1 pseudogene is annotated in these 526 nt (G+C 52.3%); it reads right to left on the bottom strand.

The annotated features are described in order from the left end of the window. Nucleotides 1–40: 40 nt before the first annotated feature. Nucleotides 41–526, bottom strand: a pseudogene (locus VPK24_RS12740) (hypothetical protein); the annotation flags it as partial.

Genomic DNA, 526 nt, shown 5'->3' with positions numbered 1-526 from the left:
CACGGCGATCGTCCGTTGCGGAGCCTCACGCGCCAGCCAATTATTCAAATAAATCAGGGCTTCCGGATCGTCTAGCCACATCATATAGGTTCAGGTCTTTGCGCAAGGCAAGGACAGGCGGCAGGTAGTTTGCCAGCACGCATACATCCACGTCCACAGCCATGTGGTGCCCCATCCAGGTATTGTATGCAGGGAGCTTGGCTAGCACTGGTGGTGTTTTCCCATTCTTCCTGGTAACACCCTGACAGTACGGAATAATCTTGTTCGTGAGGGCTTCAACATCAATCAAATCTGGCCCCCAAAGAGAAAGTGCATAACCTGTGTCATCAATGTCATCAGGAGCTTTGAACCTCGAGTTCAGGTGATAAAACTTGCCATTCGGGAAGTGACCAGCAGGGAATCGGGGCCAATAGTTGACACTTAGATGGTCATGCGGGTTGGTGAACCAATGCAGTTGGTTACGCAAACCTGCAACCAGTTCACTGACCTGCTGCTGCATGGCTGGTGACCAGGCTGGGGCCATACG

The organism is Limnothrix redekei LRLZ20PSL1 (assembly GCF_043235035.1).
Classification (GTDB): domain Bacteria; phylum Cyanobacteriota; class Cyanobacteriia; order CACIAM-69d; family CACIAM-69d; genus CACIAM-69d.
The sequence above is the reverse complement of the archived record's forward strand: the minus strand, read 5'-3'. Positions and strand labels throughout refer to the sequence as shown.